17 protein-coding genes and 2 tRNA genes are annotated in these 17,613 nt (G+C 34.9%); 2 read left to right on the top strand and 17 right to left on the bottom strand.

Annotated features, from left to right (window positions below; genetic code table 11):
• Positions 1-39 precede the first annotated feature (39 nt).
• Entirely contained in the window at positions 40-606 is a 567-nt protein-coding gene (locus tag GMD78_RS00900) for a LiaI-LiaF-like domain-containing protein (RefSeq protein WP_343042046.1), read from the top strand.
• Between the two features lie 472 nt (positions 607-1,078).
• On the opposite strand, the gene GMD78_RS00895 is transcribed toward GMD78_RS00900, so the two are convergent.
• The 16 genes from GMD78_RS00895 to GMD78_RS00820 all read right to left on the bottom strand — a co-directional run bounded on the left by GMD78_RS00895 (position 1,079) and on the right by GMD78_RS00820 (position 16,626).
• The gene (locus tag GMD78_RS00895; RefSeq protein ID WP_155666224.1) at positions 1,079-1,819 is read right to left on the bottom strand and encodes an amino acid ABC transporter ATP-binding protein; all 741 of its coding nucleotides are present in this window, start codon (positions 1,817-1,819) and stop codon (positions 1,079-1,081) included.
• Positions 1,820-1,833: 14 nt separating this feature from the next.
• Positions 1,834-2,487 carry an amino acid ABC transporter permease gene (locus GMD78_RS00890; protein ID WP_155666223.1) on the bottom strand — a complete coding sequence of 218 codons (654 nt, stop codon included), beginning with the start codon at positions 2,485-2,487 and terminating at the stop codon, positions 1,834-1,836.
• A 64-nt stretch (positions 2,488-2,551) separates the two neighbouring features.
• Positions 2,552-3,355 (bottom strand): transporter substrate-binding domain-containing protein, encoded by an 804-nt coding sequence (locus GMD78_RS00885; protein WP_155666221.1) that lies wholly within the window; start codon positions 3,353-3,355, stop codon positions 2,552-2,554.
• 327 nt (positions 3,356-3,682) lie between these two features.
• Positions 3,683-4,264, bottom strand: coding sequence for a ribosome biogenesis GTP-binding protein YihA/YsxC (yihA, locus tag GMD78_RS00880; RefSeq protein ID WP_155666219.1), 582 nt, complete (start codon positions 4,262-4,264; stop codon positions 3,683-3,685).
• A complete protein-coding gene (lon, locus tag GMD78_RS00875) occupies positions 4,251-6,581 on the bottom strand; it encodes an endopeptidase La (protein ID WP_155666217.1) in 2,331 nt (776 codons plus the stop codon). Before lon ends, yihA begins: the two co-directional genes overlap by 14 nt.
• Positions 6,582-6,901: 320 nt before the next feature.
• Complete coding sequence (clpX, locus tag GMD78_RS00870; protein ID WP_155666215.1) at positions 6,902-8,179, bottom strand: ATP-dependent protease ATP-binding subunit ClpX; 1,278 nt, start codon at positions 8,177-8,179, stop codon at positions 6,902-6,904.
• 624 nt (positions 8,180-8,803) lie between these two features.
• Positions 8,804-10,090 carry a trigger factor gene (gene tig / locus GMD78_RS00865; protein ID WP_155666213.1) on the bottom strand — a complete coding sequence of 429 codons (1,287 nt, stop codon included), beginning with the start codon at positions 10,088-10,090 and terminating at the stop codon, positions 8,804-8,806.
• 185 nt (positions 10,091-10,275) lie between these two features.
• Positions 10,276-11,256, bottom strand: a complete 981-nt coding sequence (locus GMD78_RS00860) for a tetratricopeptide repeat protein (protein WP_155666211.1) — start codon at positions 11,254-11,256, stop codon at positions 10,276-10,278.
• 250 nt (positions 11,257-11,506) lie between these two features.
• Positions 11,507-11,580: transfer RNA gene (locus GMD78_RS00855), tRNA-Arg, on the bottom strand.
• Between the two features lie 7 nt (positions 11,581-11,587).
• Positions 11,588-11,661: transfer RNA gene (locus GMD78_RS00850), tRNA-Gly, on the bottom strand.
• Positions 11,662-12,099: 438 nt separating this feature from the next.
• The gene (locus tag GMD78_RS00845) at positions 12,100-12,615 is read right to left on the bottom strand and encodes a metallophosphoesterase family protein (protein ID WP_155666209.1); all 516 of its coding nucleotides are present in this window, start codon (positions 12,613-12,615) and stop codon (positions 12,100-12,102) included.
• 25 nt (positions 12,616-12,640) lie between these two features.
• Positions 12,641-13,234: an XTP/dITP diphosphatase gene (locus GMD78_RS00840; RefSeq protein ID WP_155666909.1), complete on the bottom strand. Its 594-nt coding sequence runs from the start codon at positions 13,232-13,234 to the stop codon at positions 12,641-12,643.
• Entirely contained in the window at positions 13,234-13,995 is a 762-nt protein-coding gene (rph, locus tag GMD78_RS00835) for a ribonuclease PH (RefSeq protein ID WP_155666207.1), read from the bottom strand. Before rph ends, GMD78_RS00840 begins: the two co-directional genes overlap by 1 nt.
• 123 nt (positions 13,996-14,118) lie before the next feature.
• Positions 14,119-15,207: a GerMN domain-containing protein gene (locus GMD78_RS00830; RefSeq protein WP_155666205.1), complete on the bottom strand. Its 1,089-nt coding sequence runs from the start codon at positions 15,205-15,207 to the stop codon at positions 14,119-14,121.
• 113 nt (positions 15,208-15,320) lie between these two features.
• Entirely contained in the window at positions 15,321-16,145 is an 825-nt protein-coding gene (gene racE / locus GMD78_RS00825; RefSeq protein ID WP_155666204.1) for a glutamate racemase, read from the bottom strand.
• Between the two features lie 25 nt (positions 16,146-16,170).
• Positions 16,171-16,626, bottom strand: a complete 456-nt coding sequence (locus GMD78_RS00820; protein WP_343042077.1) for a MarR family winged helix-turn-helix transcriptional regulator — start codon at positions 16,624-16,626, stop codon at positions 16,171-16,173.
• Positions 16,627-16,859: 233 nt separating this feature from the next.
• On the opposite strand from GMD78_RS00820, the gene GMD78_RS00815 reads away from it, so the two are divergent.
• Entirely contained in the window at positions 16,860-17,084 is a 225-nt protein-coding gene (locus tag GMD78_RS00815; protein WP_072892025.1) for a helix-turn-helix domain-containing protein, read from the top strand.
• Between the two features lie 43 nt (positions 17,085-17,127).
• Here GMD78_RS00815 and GMD78_RS00810 read toward each other — a convergent pair whose 3' ends face one another.
• The gene (locus GMD78_RS00810) at positions 17,128-17,571 is read right to left on the bottom strand and encodes an acyl-CoA thioesterase (protein WP_155666200.1); all 444 of its coding nucleotides are present in this window, start codon (positions 17,569-17,571) and stop codon (positions 17,128-17,130) included.
• Between the last annotated feature and the right edge of the window lie 42 nt (positions 17,572-17,613).

Here is a 17,613-nt window from a genome sequence, read left to right as displayed (position 1 = left end):
ACATAATTTGAAACAATATGATAGGATATTACGTATATTATGTTAGACTCGATTGTACTCTATCACAACAACATAGAAGAAGCAAGAATTCAAACTGTATTCAACAATAAAGAGGTGATCGACCTGAAAAAATCAAACAGTTTTTTTGCCTATATTTTAATCGGAATAGGCGTCTATTTTCTTTTAAGGCAATTAAAAGTCCCAATTATAACAGATTTTTATTCATGGCCAACGTTATTCATTATAGTTGGTGGTGCCTTATTAATTCATAGTTACAGAGCGAGAGACTACCATCATTTATTTACAGGAACTTTAATCTTAGGGTTAGGGATACATTTTCACGGAAAAGAGCATTATACCTTTTGGATTGATCATTGGGCTATGTACCCTTTAATTGTTGGGATTGCTTTTTTAATTCGCTACTTAAAAACAAAAAATGGATTACTTTATAGTGTTATTTTGATCGGATTTTCATTAATTATGATTTTTTCTGTTTCCTTACCGGAGACTTTTCATTGGATTTATCCTATCATTAGCTTTTTTGAAAGTTATTGGCCAATTGCACTTATTATTATTGGAATCTATTTATTAAGAAAAAAGAAGTAATCTAGCCAATTGATGGCTAAATTACTTCTTTTTCATTAATGGGCACTTTCGTATTTATTGTTGGTTTATATCTAAATTAGTTGATTTGGAATCCGTAGTAGCCTATTGTCCAGAAAACACTCGGGAGAAGGCCAAGTAACAGCAACGTGATCGCCACTGCGGGCAGTTACTTTCACTTCTAGCTCGACGACAGCTATTCACGCACCTTTTAGTCGCTATCACAGTGTCTACTTTGCCACTGGCACGGTTTCAGCCAGGGAGTATCTGGAATATGCTTCATTGCCTTTGCGAAGTACACTCTATTCCGCATGTAACGGGACTAGACTCCAAACAACCATCTCTAGAGTAACTTTTTAAACATTTAACGGAACGAGGATTCATTCATATTATTTTGACGGATCCTCATTCCGTTATTAACTTTTTCTACTATCACTTTTTTTATAAACAACAGCTAAAATACCGTCTTTTTTAATTATAGGATTGAACTTAAAAACGCCTTGGTTCTTTCTTCTTTTGGATTATCAAACAATTCATTTGGATGTCCATATTCTACGATTTTACCATCATGCATATAGAAAACCCAATCACCTACTTCACGAGCAAAGCCCATCTCATGGGTCACAACTACCATCGTCATTCCTTCATCAGCAAGTTCTTTCATCGTTGCTAATACTTCTCCAACTAATTCGGGATCTAATGCTGAGGTTGGTTCATCAAACAACATTACGTCTGGTTTCATAGCAAGGGCTCTAGCAATCGCCACACGCTGTTTTTGCCCACCTGATAATGTTGAAGGGTAAACATCGTACTTGTCTCCTAACCCTACTTTATCTAGAAGCTCTTTCCCTTCTTTAATTGCTTGAGATTTTTTAATACCTTTCACCTGTGTTGGGGCTTCAATTACGTTTTCAATCACGGTTTTATGAGGGAATAAATTGAAGTGTTGAAAAACCATCCCTACTTTTTCACGAATCTTATTTAGGTCATGGGTTTTCGTCTCGATTTGTTCACCATCTATAATTATTTTGCCGTCATTTTTTATTTCTAAGAAATTTAAACAACGAAGTAACGTACTTTTTCCTGATCCACTAGCACCAACAAGTACTACAACATCACTTTCTTTTACAGTTAGATCGATATCCTTTAGTACATGTAGATCCCCGAAAGACTTATTCAACTTTTCTACTCGAATCATTTCATTATTTCCACTCATACGAAACCTCCTTCCTAATCACTTTTAGCCATTCTTTTTTCAATATGATTTACAATTAATGTTAAAGCAAGAACAATAATTAAATAATAAATCGCTGCAATAAAGTAATAGGTGAAGTAATCGAAGTTGTTCGAACCTCCAGAACTTGCAACTCCAAATATTTCTTGCAGCCCGATAAATGAAACTAGTGAAGAATCTTTAATACCAATAATAAATTGGTTACCTAACGAAGGAACAGCTCTTCGGAATGCCTGTGGCAAGATAATTCGTTTCATAGTTTGTCCTTTAGTCATTCCTAGCGATCTTCCAGCTTCTGTTTGACCTTTATCAATGGATTGAATTGCTCCACGAATAATTTCCGCAATATACGCTCCACTATGAAATGCTAGACCAATTGCTCCAGCCCAAAACATCGGAATAAGAACAATTTCTACTAGACCATAATAAAGAACAAATATTTGAACGATTAACGGAGTTCCTCGCACAAGCCAAATATAAGCATCAGCAATCCATTCTAAAACTTTAAAATTAGATATTTTTAAGATAGCAAAAAATAAACCAATAAAAAATGCAATTAATAACGAAGCTGCTGATAATTGTAATGTAATCCATAGACCATGTAAAAATAGGTCATATGTGTCAATAAAAACTTCAATTAAATGAGACAACTAATTCAACTCCTTTAATGAGGACAAATGTGCGCATGTTAACTGCGCACATTTGAAATAACCTTTATTCTAACTCTTCTGGTTCCTGGGTAATGTCAACACCAATCCATTCTTCAGCTAGTGCTGCAAGCTCCCCACTTTCTTTCAATTCTTGTAATGCTTCGTTAATTGCTTCCAATAAGGCTTCATTTTCTTTTGCTACTGCTACAGCTTGTTCACTTACGCCTAATTGACCACGATTTTCAATTTCTAAGCCATTTTCAATCGCAGTTTGACCAGTAATATCGTCTGTAATTACTGCATCGTGATGTCCAGAAGCAAGTGATTGTAATGCTACAACATCACTATCTACTTTCGGAATATTATCTGTATATTCCTCTGCCATCTCTACATAAGTGGAACCTCTTGATACAGAAATTTCTTTCCCCTGTAAATCATCAACTGATTCTATATCACTATCTGGCCTCGTATAAATAACTGGTCCTGAATAGTAATACGGTTCAGAGAAGTCAACTTCCTCTAATCGTTCTTCTGTTACCGTATGACTTGCAACTGCAATATCATAACGCCCTTGCTTTACACCAGTTACTATACCGTCAAATTTCGCTTTCTGTTGCACAACTTCCAGACCTAGTTTTTCAGCAATAGCTTCTGCGACAGCAATATCATATCCTACCATTTCATTACCTTCCATATAGCTAAACGGTTTAAACTCACCTGAAGCAGCGAATGTAAGTTTACCATCTTCAACCAAATCAAAATCGGATCCAGCATCCACATTATTTCCCTCTGATGAACTATCTGAACCACAAGCAGCTAGAACAAAAATAATCATAGCGAAAAATAATGAAATTTTCAGTTTTCTCATCTCGTGTAAACATCCCTCTCCTTGATTTTTTGTGCGTATGTATCAATAAGAATACGGAATATTATTAACACTCGCACTGTTTCATTAAAATTATATCAATAATAAATTGAAACAACCAATTGCATATTCATCTATATATGTATATTTGTATAGATTTCAAATTATTATTATTAAATAACTGCCTATACCTTATTTATACTTTATGATTCTGTTAATAACTCTAGAATGCTAAGAGTTTTCTGAATTCACTAATGAAAACATTGCATTTAACAAGCCTTATTACAATAAAAAAACTCCTTTCATAAATAGAAAGGAGCCTCTTGCACATTATAAATATTTTTTTAATATCCCCCAAGCCTCATCTTTACCTTCACCTGTTTCAGCTGAAAATGGAAGCACAATATCATCTTGTTCTACCTGCAAAGTCTGAATAGTTCGCTTCAAATGCTTTGTTCGTTTTCCTTTAGGGATTTTATCTAGTTTCGTAGCAACTACTACTACAGGTAAATCAAAATGTTTAAGAAATTCGTACATTTGAATATCATCTCTAGTAGGTTCATGACGAATATCCGTTATTAAGAAAACAGCTTTAAGGGTTTCTCGAGTCTGAAAATATTCTTCCATCATGACGCCCCATTTTTCTCTTTCTTTTTTGGAGACCTTCGCATAACCATATCCAGGCACATCAACAAAATAGAACGCATCGTTAATACGGTAAAAATTCAATGTTTGTGTTTTCCCAGGTTTTGATGAAGTCCTAGCTAAATTTTTTCTATTAATTAGTTTATTAATAAAGGATGATTTTCCCACATTAGAACGGCCTGCTAACGCAATCTCTGGTAGCTGGTCATTTGGATATTGCTTTTGACTAACAGCACTGATAACAATTTCTGCATTAGTTACTTTCATGTTTCTCCTCCACAAGAGCATGTTTTAACACTTGATCTAAATGATTTACCGGAATAAAGGTTAATTCCTCCCGAACACTTTTAGGAATGTCATCTAAATCCTTTTTATTATCCTCTGGCATAATAATCGTTGTGATTCCAGCACGATGAGCACTCAATGATTTTTCTTTTAAGCCACCGATTGGCAAAACTCTTCCTCTTAAAGTAATTTCCCCTGTCATTCCAACTTCTTTTTTAACCGAGCGACCTGACAATGCTGATACAAGAGCTGTTGCCATCGTAATACCTGCAGATGGTCCATCTTTAGGTGTAGCACCTTCTGGAACATGAATATGAATATCATATTTCTCGTGAAAATCAGGATCGATTTGTAATTCATGTGCCCGTGAACGAATATAGCTAAATGCCGCCTGTGCAGATTCTCGCATTACTTCCCCTAATTTACCAGTTAAGGTAAGCTTTCCTTTACCAGGATAGTGCGATACCTCAATAGAGAGTGTATCTCCACCTGCAGCAGTATATGCTAACCCTGTAGCTGCACCTATCTGGTCTTCCTGCTCCATTTGGCCATAACGGAACATTGGTTTACCTAATAGTTCTTCTAGGCTTTTTTCCGTAATGACTACACGTTTTTTCTCTTCAGAGATAATAATTTTAGCTGCCTTTCTGCACAATTTGGCAATTTGACGTTCTAATCCACGTACTCCTGCTTCTCTCGTATACATACGGATTAATTTTAAAAGTGCATCTTCACGTATTTGTAAGTTGCTTTTGTTTAAGCCATTTTCTTTTAATTGTTTATTAATTAGATGTTCTTTCGCTATATGCAGTTTCTCTACCTCTGTGTAGCCTGAAATAGGTATAAGTTCCATCCGATCTAATAATGGACCTGGAATATTATTTACATAGTTTGCGGTTGCAATAAATAGCACGTTAGATAAATCATACGTCTCTTCAATAAAATGATCACTAAATGTACTATTTTGCTCGGGGTCTAACACTTCCAGCATTGCTGAAGATGGATCACCACGGAAATCGTTAGACATTTTGTCAATTTCATCTAATAAAAAGACAGGATTAATCGTTTTTGCTTTTTTCATACCTTGAATAATCCTTCCGGGCATTGCACCAATATACGTACGTCGATGCCCTCGAATCTCCGCCTCATCACGTACCCCACCTAATGAAACACGTACAAAATTGCGATTAATGGACTGAGCAATTGATTTTGCTAACGAAGTTTTTCCAACTCCAGGAGGTCCTACCAAACATAGGATTGGTCCTTTGATAGATTGAGTTAGCTTTTGTACAGCTAAATATTCAAGTACACGTTCTTTTACCTTTTCTAACCCATAATGGTCTTTGTCTAGTATTTCTTTCGCATGGTTTATTTCGATTGTATCTTGTGTTTTTTCTGTCCATGGTAGAGAAAGTAACCATTCTAAATAATTGCGAATTACTGAGCTTTCTGCTGAACTCTGTGGTACTGTTTCATAACGATTTAGTTCCTTCATTGCCACTTCTCTAATACGGTCAGGCATATCAGATTGTTCAAGCTTCTCTCTTAGCTGACCAACTTCTCCCGTTTTTCCATCTTTATCTCCAAGCTCTTTTTGAATCGCCTTTAGTTGCTCACGAAGATAATATTCCTTTTGGGTTTTTTCCATGGAATTTTTTACACGTTGACCGATTTTCTTTTCTAAATCTAATACCTTTTGTTCATTAGAAATCAATTTTATTAAATACTGTAATCTCTTTTGAACATTAACAATTTCAAGCAACTGTTGCTTGTCTCGGATTTTTAATGATAAATGAGATGTGATAATATCTGCTAACCTTCCTGGTTCATCAATATCAGTTACCGTTGCCAATGTTTCCTGGGTAATTTTTTTAGATATTTTAATATATTGTTCAAATTGCCCTAATAAAGAGCGCTTGAGAGCTTCTTCCTCCGTTTTATCCCCAGTGACTTCTTCAAGTTTGTTAACTTCTACGATAAATTCTTCATCTTCTTCAACATAACGGATGATTTCAGCTCTATATAGACCTTCTACAAGTACTCGAACCGTTCCGTTTGGAAGTTTTAACATTTGATTTACCCTTGCCACAGTACCAATATGATAAATTTCATTTGTTTTCGGATCGTCCAAACTTACTTTTTTCTGTGCTGCTAAACAAATCGTTTGATCGTCCATCATAGCTTTTTCTAAAGCAGCTACAGATTTATCTCTACCAACATCCAGATGAAGTACCATTGTTGGAAATACTAATAAACCTCGTAAAGGTAGGAGGGGTAGTTGTTTATAATCATTTGTCATTATTATGTACCTCCATTGTTGTTTAAATAATAACTAGCTTTTCTTATGTATACATGTTTCTTTAAAGTTTATATAAATTTATTCCTCTTGTAAAATTATTGCTACCTAATATTAATTCATTTCATTATAGTTATTCCCTTTATAACAAATCATCATCCACATAAAAAGTGAATCTTGAAGTGGATGTCTTCCTCCAATAGTTACGGGATAATCCTACACAAAAAGTAAGAGACTGACAAAGCAGTTAGTTTGCCCTTTTAGAATAATCAAAGGACCTAATAGCTAAGTCAGTCTCCACTTGAAAACAGGTTGCCTAATTATTACGCACTTTCTCTTGGTAGAGTTTCGCTACCTTCTTTAATTGTTCCATCTGTAAAGATTAGTTTAGGACTTCCATTTTCATTAACAACTGTATCTTTTGTAATCACACATTTTTCAATATCCTCACGTGAAGGTAATTCAAACATTACATCTAACATAATGCTTTCTATTATGGATCGAAGACCACGAGCTCCTGTTTTACGTTCAATTGCTTTCTTAGCAATTTCAACAAGTGCTTCTTCTTCAAATTCTAATTCCACATTATCCATATCAAATAGTTTTACATATTGCTTTACTAGAGCATTTTTAGGCTTAGTTAGGATCTCCACCAATGCTTCTTCATCCAGTGGTTCTAAGCTTCCGATGACTGGGAGTCTTCCGATGAATTCAGGAATTAGTCCATAACGTAAGAGATCTTCAGGTAATACTTTTGATAGTAGTTGCCCCTTATCCAAGTCTTCTTGTTTTTCGTTGGAACCAAATCCAATTACCTTTTTACCAAGACGACGTTTGATTACTTGGTCTATTCCATCAAATGCTCCACCACAAATAAATAAAATATTTGTTGTATCAATTTGTATAAACTCTTGATGAGGATGTTTACGCCCTCCTTGAGGCGGTACACTTGCTACTGTTCCTTCAAGAATTTTTAATAACGCTTGCTGAACTCCCTCACCAGATACATCACGAGTAATGGAAGGATTTTCAGATTTACGAGCTACTTTATCAATTTCATCGATATAGATAATCCCTTTCTCGGCTTTCTCTACATCGTAATCAGCTGATTGGATCAGCTTTAAAAGAATATTTTCTACATCCTCTCCAACATACCCTGCTTCTGTTAAAGAAGTAGCATCAGCCATTGCAAATGGTACATTTAAGATTCTAGCTAATGTTTGGGCAAGTAATGTTTTACCACTACCTGTTGGACCGATCATTGCGATGTTACTTTTAGACAGTTCTACATCGTCAGTACTTTTCGTTGAATTAATTCTTTTATAATGATTATATACCGCAACAGAAAGATTTTTCTTTGCTTTCTCTTGTCCAATTACATAATCATCAAGAATGTCACAGATCTCTTTCGGTTTTGGAATTTCCTTATATTCTGTTTCTTCTTCCGTACCAAGCTCTTCTTCTACAATTTCGGTACATAGGTCAATACATTCGTCACATATATAAACGCCTGGGCCAGCAACTAGCTTACGGACTTGTTCTTGACTTTTTCCACAAAAGGAACACTTTAATTGCCCTTTTTCTTCATTAAATTTAAACATTAAATTTCACCCCTAAAAGTTTGGATCTACTTCTAAGCTATACGATTTTTTGTTTCAACTGTCATAGTAATCATATCAGAAGAAAATTAGAAAACAAAACAATATACTCTTTTATGTTTATTCCGCTGATCTACAAAGGGTATTCTGAGAAAGCAATATCGCATTAAATTAGGCTTGCAGCGTTTATCGGCAGTTCAAAAAGTATGGTTCTTGCTATCCTGCATACGTGCAACTAAGGATTTTCCATAAAGATTGTACTAAAGAGTATAAGGGCTTCTAAAAAAGCTAAGAACTCATTTCAAGAATCCCTTTAACAAAAGCCAAGTTCTCTAATAGTATATGATACAACCTATGAATTACATGATCTTTTTGTTGATAATTTATTTAGCAGCTAAGAAAGTATATGCTTTCCTATGCTGTATAAGTGCAACGAAGGCTTTTGCCATAAAGACTTGTACTTAACAATATCTGCTAAAAAAGCTGAGAACCCTTGTTCAGGAGTCTCTTTAACAAAACCAAGTTTTTTGACTTATCCTTGAAAAGATACGTATATAGTGTAAAACAAGGTGCGAAGATCCGCACCTTGTTTTATTCTGTATGTTTAATTCTGGTAAAGCAATTATATTAAACTGCTTTACTATTCTCAACTAAAAAGTCAATTGCTTTTCTAAATTTCAAATCTTCTTTAATGGCATCTGCGTTACCACCAAGCATTTGCTTAAGTTGCTCAACATCTGTACCATACATCGTTGCCATATTTTCAAGTTCTGCTTGAACATCTTCATCAGATGCTTCAAGTTCCTCAGCATTAGCAATTGCTTCAAGTGTTAGATTTGTTTTTACTCGTTTACCTGCATCTTCTTTCATTTGCTCTTTCAATGCAGATTCATCTTGACCAGAGAATTGGAAATACATTTCCATTGTCATACCTTGCATTTGTAAACGTTGTTCAAACTCTTTCACCATACGATCTAACTCTGTATCAACCATTGCTTCTGGAATATCTACCTCAGCATTTTCTGAAGCTTTTTCAATTAACGTTTCACGTTTTTGATTATCTGCATCCTGTTTCTTTTGAGATTCGAGCTCTTCTTTTTTCTTATTCTTTAATTCTTCTAGCGTTTCAACTTCTTCATCAACATCTTTGGCAAATTCGTCGTCAAGCTCTGGTAATTCTTTTGTTTTAATTTCATGGACTTTCACTTTAAATTGTGCTTTTTTACCAGCTAGCTCTTCTGCATGATAATCCTCTGGGAAAGTAACTTCAATTTCAGTTTCTTCTCCAGCTTCCTTACCTACTAATTGCTCTTCAAAACCAGGAATAAATTGTCCAGAACCGATTTCTAAGGAATGGTTTTCACCTTTTCCTCCATCAAAAGCTTCTCCATCAAGGAAACCTTCAAAGTCCATAACAACTGTGTCACCATTCTCAACTTTACCGTCTTCTTTTACGATAAGCTCTGCATGACGCTCTCTTAATTGTTCTAATTCATTGTCAACGTCTTCGTCTGTAACAGTAGTATCTTGCTCTTCCACTTCTAGACCTTTATAGTCACCTAATTTCACCTCTGGTTTCACAGTAACCTGCGCTGTAAAAACAAGATCTTTTCCTTTTTCAATTTCTTCAATATCAATTGAAGGTTGATCAATTGGCTCAATTCCTGCTTCTTCGATCGCTTTCATGTATGCATCAGGTAATACGATATCTACAGCGTCTTGATATAAAGATTCTACACCAAATCGTTTTTCAAAAATACCACGTGGAACTTTACCTTTACGGAAACCTGGAATTTGAACAGTTTTTACTACTTTTTTAAAAGCTTTATCTAAAGCAGTATCAAATTCCTCAGCAGTTACTCCGAAGGTTAATACCCCTTCGTTACCTTCTTGTTTTTCCCATTTTGTTGACATATAATTCCCTCCAAAATCTATTATTTCCATTGATTATTTCTATCAATTTTAAAATGTCAAATGCGTCCCATCATAATTACAAACGAGATAATATGTATGGAAGCTATGTTGAATCTCAAATTTACAACCACCTAATTATACCATAATTATTATGCCTTTCAAGCAATTAAGGCAATGAGTTTTCCTTAGTCTTCTATAATACTTAAATACAACTGTTCACACACTTGTATTTCATTGATATAATATTTTTGTTTATCTGTCAGTTCTTCCCTATTTCCATTATGTATATTCAACATTTCTTCCCCGATATAGAGTAAAGCTTCAGCAAGATCCGTTACATCCTCACTAGTTGGTAATAAAGGATACCTTACGTAGGCATAACGGTTTAATAATTGGGTCAGTAATTGGTATAGTGATGGGTTCTTTTGCTCTAATTCATTTATTAGTACCATGGTTTGTTTAATGGTTGTATGTGATTGTAAATCCACCATATCTGAAGGATTCACATGTAGTTGAAAGCCAAGCTTTTGGACATCAACTATTTCCGATATTTCGTTATCCTGTAACCAAAGAAATATTGCTGTCTTTATAACAGGATGTACATGTTCATTTTTCAATAACTGAATAACTTTCCTATCTGGGTTGGATTTAAATTTTCGTAAACTCTCAATAAGACGCCATTGTTTTAAATGGTCTTGTTGTTCAACCGCTTCTTGTAATTCCAGTAGATATTCTGTTGTTTCCTCATTTTTTGCATCTTTAATCATCTTTGAGCTTACATCATAAAGTTGTTTAAACTGTTCACGTATCATATATGGTATATCCTGAGTCTCAAGTTCATAATCAACCTGATCCATCAACAGACTGTATTGATTCGTTTGAAACAGGATGGTTAGATAAATATGTACATAGTGATAATAATCTTCATCCTTTACACTCATTACCTCTTCACAAAGCTCTTGAGCTTCTTGGTGTCTACCTAATTCCATCAAGCAAATCAATTTTCCTATGATAATTTCATGATTATGTATCTGAAAACTTATAAGTTGATTTAACTTTGATAATGCTTCTTCATATCTTTTCGCTTTCAAAGCTTCTAAGCTTTCTTCCTCCAATGCCTTTCTCCATTTAGGAAAAAGTATGATCTTCTCATTTTCACTTTCCATATATTCCCTCCTTTTATGCAAATTTGGATTTACTTAATAGTATATATAAATTTTCCTAAAAAATTAAATCTAACGTAAACAAGTTAACCCTATTTAAGAATAAACTATCTCCTGATCACCCTTATTTACAATAGTCTCGCCTTATTGATACCCAAACGTCATTTTTTTATTGATAATACAGTGGTCAATCAAAGAAATAAACAAAACCTAATCCCTTATATAACAAAGGATTAGGTTTTATTTTAGGTTACGTCCCAGGCAGGATTCGAACCTGCGACCCACAGCTTAGAAGGCTGTTGCTCTATCCAGCTGAGCTACTGGGACATATGTATGGAGCGGGTGAAGGGAATTGAACCCTCGACATCAGCTTGGAAGGCTGAGGTTTTACCACTAAACTACACCCGCATAAAGGTTTATAAATAATTCATTGGTTTCACGCACATCATTTGGGCAAGCTATGCCTCTACATCTGCAAGTTTATTCAATGATGATTGGTGCTTCAAGGCAACTCGAAGCTTTTTCGATGGATGTTATGCTCGTAACTACATCCGCGTAAAGCCATATAAATATGTGTTTCATTTTTGGTCACAAGATTTATTATATGGATTATACCTGTCATTGTCAACACTTTTTTTTTAAAAAATAACATGCTTTTCAAAGGTTAATGAAACCCTTTGAAAAGCATGTTAGAAAACTTGGCTATTGTTAAAGAGATTCTTGAAAAGAGTTCTTTACTTTTTTGAAGCCCTTATACTCCCTGAGTACAAGCATTTATGGCAAAAGCCTTCGATGCACTTATGCAGGATAGGGAAGTTTATGCTTTCCTATCTGCTAAAAACAAATTTATTCAGTAAGACTTGTTTTGTATGACATATCTGGAACTAATTCACCCTCTACGGTGTAAAAATCAACTTTAATATCACTTATCGTTTCCCACTCCACAATGGCATACGTTCTTTCCACCCTATTTCTAGGGAGTCGAATGCTTCCTGGATTAATGAATAATTGTTTTCCAATTTTTTCAGCACCAGCTATATGAGTATGACCGAAACAAACAACATTTGTCCCTAGTTCTTCTGCTCTATACGAAATTGTCATCATATTCATTTTAACTTGATGTAGATGACCATGCGTCACAAAAAACCTAAGATTTCCTATGTCGGTAACCTGTTCTTCAGGATAACGGGGATCAAAATCACAATTGCCTGCAACTTTTATAAAGCCTTCCAACTCTGGTTTATCTATTTCTAGCTCTGAATCTCCACAATGAAACATGTATGTACAATCATGTCGACTTTTTATTTTTTCTAATTCGTTTGTTAGTCCATGGCTATCACTTACTAATAACACGCGATTCATAAGCTCACCTCTTCTGATAAAGTAGTTACATGGTTTTTAGCCAATCCTCTAATTGAATAATTGCATTTTTGCGGTGACTTATGCTATTTTTCTCTTCAGGTTCTAGCTCGGCCATAGTCAATTCATATCCATTTGGAATAAAAATAGGATCATAACCGAAGCCATTATCTCCTTTTTGTTCTGTATTTATTTCTCCTTCACAGTAACCAGTGCGAAAAATGGTTTCTTCTCCTGGAATTGCAATTGCTAATACACATACAAAACGCGCGGACCGACCTTTTTCAGGAACTTCTTTTAGTTCTTTCAAGACTTTGTCTATATTTGCCTGATCATCTTTTTGTTCGCCTGCATATCTAGCAGAAAATATCCCTGGTCTACCATCCAATGCATCGATTTCTAACCCCGAATCATCAGCTAATACTGGTGTATTTAACAGATTAGCTATTTCTTCCGCCTTTAATGCAGCATTTTCTTGAAATGTAGTTCCTGTTTCCTCAACATCTGGTACTTCTTTTTCTAACTCTAACAAAGAGATTGCTTCAATATTATATTTTTTAAATAATGATTTAAACTCCAAAGCTTTTCCTTTATTTTTTGTAGCAATAACTACTTTTTTCATCATTTATCACCATCTTTAATTGTCTCGCCAATACGAACTGCTAAATCACCTAACGTCTCTTTCTGGATATCAATGATTTGCTTCAAACCTTCATTTGCCAAATTAAGCATCATTTGCAACTGAGTAAATGAAAAGGTAGCCTCTTCTCCTGTACCTTGTATTTCTACAAACTCCTCAGCACCTGTCATAACTATATTCATATCCACTGCAGCCTTTGAATCTTCCTCATAATTCAAATCCAGTATCTCCGTTCCATCTGCTAACACGCCAACCGATGTAGCAGCTAAAAAATCTGTAACTGGCATTTTATTCATTTTTTTCTGTTCTAGCATTTTTCCAAAGGCTAATACAACAGCAACAAAAGCTCCCGTTATGGAAGCAGTCCTTGTTCCACCATCTGCTTGAATAACATCACAATCCACCCAAACCGTTCTTTCTCCAATTACGTTTAGATCGACTACGGAACGAAGCGCCCGTCCGATCAACCGTTGAATTTCCATCGTTCTCCCGCTAACTTTCCCTTTAGATGATTCTCGTATGTTTCGCTCTTGTGTTGCTCTTGGGAGCATTGAATATTCGGCGGTAATCCATCCCTTTCCTTGACCGCGCATAAAAGGAGGAACTCTATCTTCAATGCTTGCATTACATATTACTTTTGTTTCTCCTACTTGAATTAGCACAGAGCCTTCTGGATGTTTTACAAAATTAGGTATCATAGTAATTGGTCTTAATTGGTTCGTATTTCTTAGATCTTCTCTCATGAAAAAACTCCTCCTCTTTCCAACATTAGCTTAACATATTTTGTACAAAAGCATGTATTAAAAAACAAAAAACACACTAACATTTGTTAGCATGTTTTAACAATAGACTAGCAGCTTTTCTAACTAGAATTTTTCCGATGGTAAAAACGTTTCTTTCGTCACTGGCTCCGAATATGCTTCACCATTTTCATTAACAAGCTGTTCGACATTTTCAACCCTTACATTAACAGCTTCAACGTCTTGTTGTTCCGTTAATGTTCTAACTAATGTCTCCATAACTTCATCAGAAATCACAGAATTATCCATATCCTGTAATACATTTTCATTAAATACCAAATCTAAAACACCGTTTTGTAGATTTGGAGTTTCTACCAATTGTGCACCTGCATTAAATACATGCATTAGATTTGTCACATACCCAGGTCCATCAACCAATGAATCTACGATCGCTTGAAGCGCATCTCCATTTTCCGCTTTTACATGTTGTGTCACAGGAACAAAATATTGATTATCATCATGTTCTGCAGGAAAATACATCGTTACAGCCTTGCTATTAATAAGGTCAATATTATCTGATTCCGTTACATTAATACCATTAGCTCTAGAATAGCCGTCACCAATTGGAGTTCCATTAACAGGCATTACTTCTTGTTCATGTCCATTAACCCACAATTTTACTTGTTCTACATTTTCAAATTGTGTTAGTGTATATGTCATTGCTTCAAGAATTTTAATTTCTTCTTTTGCATCATATTCGGTAAACTCCTCTGATAAATCAACAATAAGTGTACCATCTTCTTCTAATTCAAGGCCTAAAACTTCTGTATCAGCTGGCAGTACTGCTTGAAAGCCATTTGGTAGCATTTGCGTTACTGGACCATCTTTCACTAAATACTCTAATACTTGTGTTGCAACCTCTTTCGATTCTGGAATTGGTAATTCTAATGTTTGCGATGCAACCATTCCATTTGAATCAATTAAATACAGTTCTCTTTCTACGGTTTTTTCTTCAGCTGTCTCTTCACTCTCAGTTACCTCTTCATTTTCCCCTTCACTATCTTCTGATTGAATGCTAGAAGTTAAATCATTATCTACTGCTTCTGCATCCTGAGGTGGATCCATTTCTTCAAGTGATTGTTCTCCTTGGAAACAGCCTGTCAATATAATCGAGATACTGATAGCCATTATTAATAATAATCGGTGCTTTCGCATGTGATTCCCTCCTACGATGGTTTGTACTATTATATATACGAGCCTATTCAAAAATTAGACCAACGTTTATTATTTCTAGCACAAAAAAATTAGGGTCCTTTATATAAAGAACCCTAATTTCTCGCAATCACAGCTTTTTCAATCGTAACAGCTTGTAAATTATCAATGGAACTATTAAAAATACTCTTCGTGATTTCCGTAAAAATTTCCAATTCACCAGTCGTATAAAATTGATGATTTGTTTGCTCGTTTCCTGTATTTAATAATTGATGAAACTCTAATATTGCGCTTGTTTCTCTTGCTGTTTCTTCACTAGATGAAATTAATGTAACTTGGGGACCAAGTACTTTTTGGATAACTTCTCTTATTAAAGGATAGTGAGTACACCCTAATATTAACGAATCCATATCATCTTTATATCTCATAAGAGGTTGAAGTGACTCTTTTACAATTTCTTCAGCCTGTAGACCGCTTAATATCCCTTGTTCAACCATAGGTACAAAAAGTGGACAAGCTAAAGCATTTATGTCTAAATCAGACTTAATATATTGTAGAGCTTCTATATAGGCATTACTTCGAATTGTTCCCTCCGTACCTATAATACCTACATGGTTATTTTTCGTATTCTTTATTGCTGCACGTGCACCAGGTTGGATAACTCCAACAACAGGAATACTCAAATGATCTTGTAATTCCTTTAATGTATATGCAGTTGCTGTATTACAAGCGACAACAATCATTTTCACGTCTTTTTCCAACAAGAACTCTACCATATCCCATGTAAACTGAACTACTTCATGTTCTGGTCTCGGTCCATAGGGACATCTAAGTGTATCACCTAAATAAATCAGTTTTTCTTTTGGTAGCTGTCTCATAAGCTCATGTACTACCGTTAGGCCACCGACACCAGAGTCAATGACACCAATTGGTTTATTCAAACATATCGCCTCTACTTCTTTGCTGTTATTTTTCATTTACGCTTTTCATTTTATCATGTAATTGATCCAATAACTCTATAAGAGTTGCAGTTTGCTCTTCTGAAAAATTTTCCAGTACTTCTCCTAAAAAGTCTTGTCGTTTTAAAATAACTTCCTTAATTATTCGTTTCCCTTTATCTAACACATGTATACGGACTACTCGGCGATCACTTTGATCACGAACTCGTTCAACTAATTCATTTTTCTCCATTCGATCCACAAGGTCGGTAGTTGTGCTAAAAGCCAATCCGTTTTTTGTAGATAATTCACCAATGGTTAAATCTCCTTCTTCCAGTAACCATTGTAATGCGATAAATTGAGGTGAGGTGATGGGATAATTATTTAATATTTTCCGACCGTTCTGCTTAATAGCACCTGATATATGGCGTAGTCGTTTTTCTAATTTTTCTATTGCATCTCTTTGTAATTCGTTTTCCAAGATGTAACCTCCCGTGAAATTCCCATTATATAGTCATATTTTATCATAAAAACACTAAAAATCTTATATTTATCTGTAAAACCTTAACGAAAATAAATCTGTAACATTTTTTTAATAGTAATATATTCTTCGCACAGGAAATGTGCGCACCGTTTATGTATCTCTTCATAAGCTAATAGTGACTAAATAATTGCCCTTCGTACCGCAGCTCTATGACAGCAAGGAGGGGTTAACATTTGAAGGACAACGACTACAAACCGAAGCAATTATTGACTAAACGTGAAAAAGAAGTTTTCGAACTTTTAGTACAGGACAAAACAACTAAAGAAATTGCCCAGGAATTGTTTATATCTGAGAAAACTGTCCGTAACCACATTTCAAATGCTATGCAAAAATTAGGAGTCAAGGGGCGTTCTCAAGCTGTAGTAGAGCTTATTCGCATGGGTGAATTAAAGCTCTAAGTAAAACCGACTTTCCTCTTTCGGAAGTCGGTTTTATTTCAAGTTATCTAGACAATAATTTTTCTTTCATACCATCACTTAGTGAAACAGGTTTTCCTGTTACTGGGTTAATGTATACCATTCGACCTCGACCTGTTATGCATAGCTCCTCTTCTGTGTTTAAAGCCATATAATGTACATCAAAAGAACTATTGCCTACGTCGTTTACTTTAACATAAAGTCTAATACTTTCTCCAAAAAACATTTGTCTGTGATAATCACATTGAAGGTCTGCTACTATTGGTATCCCTTCTTCTCCTTCAGTCTCTCCAAATAGACCAAGAGACTTCAAGAATTCAATACGGGCTTCTTCAAAATATATGAATGGTGAAACATTATTAACATGTCCAAACATATCTGTTTCAGAAAAACGAATATTGATCGGAATAGAAAATGAAAACTCTGATCTCCATTCTTTCATGTCTTCTATATAACTAATATTTTTCATGTCTAATTTCTCCTCTTTCTGTCTTCTGCATTAGAAAAATAA

The organism is Ornithinibacillus caprae, from assembly GCF_009728145.1.
GTDB classification, from domain to species: Bacteria; Bacillota; Bacilli; order Bacillales; family Amphibacillaceae; genus Ornithinibacillus; species Ornithinibacillus caprae.
This window is presented reverse-complemented; position numbering and strand designations above follow the sequence as displayed.

Bases quoted from the DNA above. Each gene is read 5' to 3' on its own strand.
- tig (WP_155666213.1), bottom strand. From the start codon at position 10,090: ATGTCAACAAAATGGGAAAAACAAGAAGGTAACGAAGGGGTATTAACC.
- GMD78_RS00830 (WP_155666205.1), bottom strand. From the start codon at position 15,207: ATGCGAAAGCACCGATTATTATTAATAATGGCTATCAGTATCTCGATT.
- clpX (WP_155666215.1), bottom strand. From the start codon at position 8,179: ATGTTTAAATTTAATGAAGAAAAAGGGCAATTAAAGTGTTCCTTTTGT.
- GMD78_RS00840 (WP_155666909.1), bottom strand. From the start codon at position 13,234: ATGAAAAAAGTAGTTATTGCTACAAAAAATAAAGGAAAAGCTTTGGAG.
- GMD78_RS00895 (WP_155666224.1), bottom strand. From the start codon at position 1,819: ATGAGTGGAAATAATGAAATGATTCGAGTAGAAAAGTTGAATAAGTCT.
- GMD78_RS00860 (WP_155666211.1), bottom strand. From the start codon at position 11,256: ATGGAAAGTGAAAATGAGAAGATCATACTTTTTCCTAAATGGAGAAAG.
- GMD78_RS00885 (WP_155666221.1), bottom strand. From the start codon at position 3,355: ATGAGAAAACTGAAAATTTCATTATTTTTCGCTATGATTATTTTTGTT.
- GMD78_RS00900 (WP_343042046.1), top strand. From the start codon at position 40: ATGTTAGACTCGATTGTACTCTATCACAACAACATAGAAGAAGCAAGA.
- lon (WP_155666217.1), bottom strand. From the start codon at position 6,581: ATGACAAATGATTATAAACAACTACCCCTCCTACCTTTACGAGGTTTA.
- rph (WP_155666207.1), bottom strand. From the start codon at position 13,995: ATGAGAGAAGATCTAAGAAATACGAACCAATTAAGACCAATTACTATG.
- yihA (WP_155666219.1), bottom strand. From the start codon at position 4,264: ATGAAAGTAACTAATGCAGAAATTGTTATCAGTGCTGTTAGTCAAAAG.
- GMD78_RS00810 (WP_155666200.1), bottom strand. From the start codon at position 17,571: ATGAAAAATATTAGTTATATAGAAGACATGAAAGAATGGAGATCAGAG.
- GMD78_RS00845 (WP_155666209.1), bottom strand. From the start codon at position 12,615: ATGAATCGCGTGTTATTAGTAAGTGATAGCCATGGACTAACAAACGAA.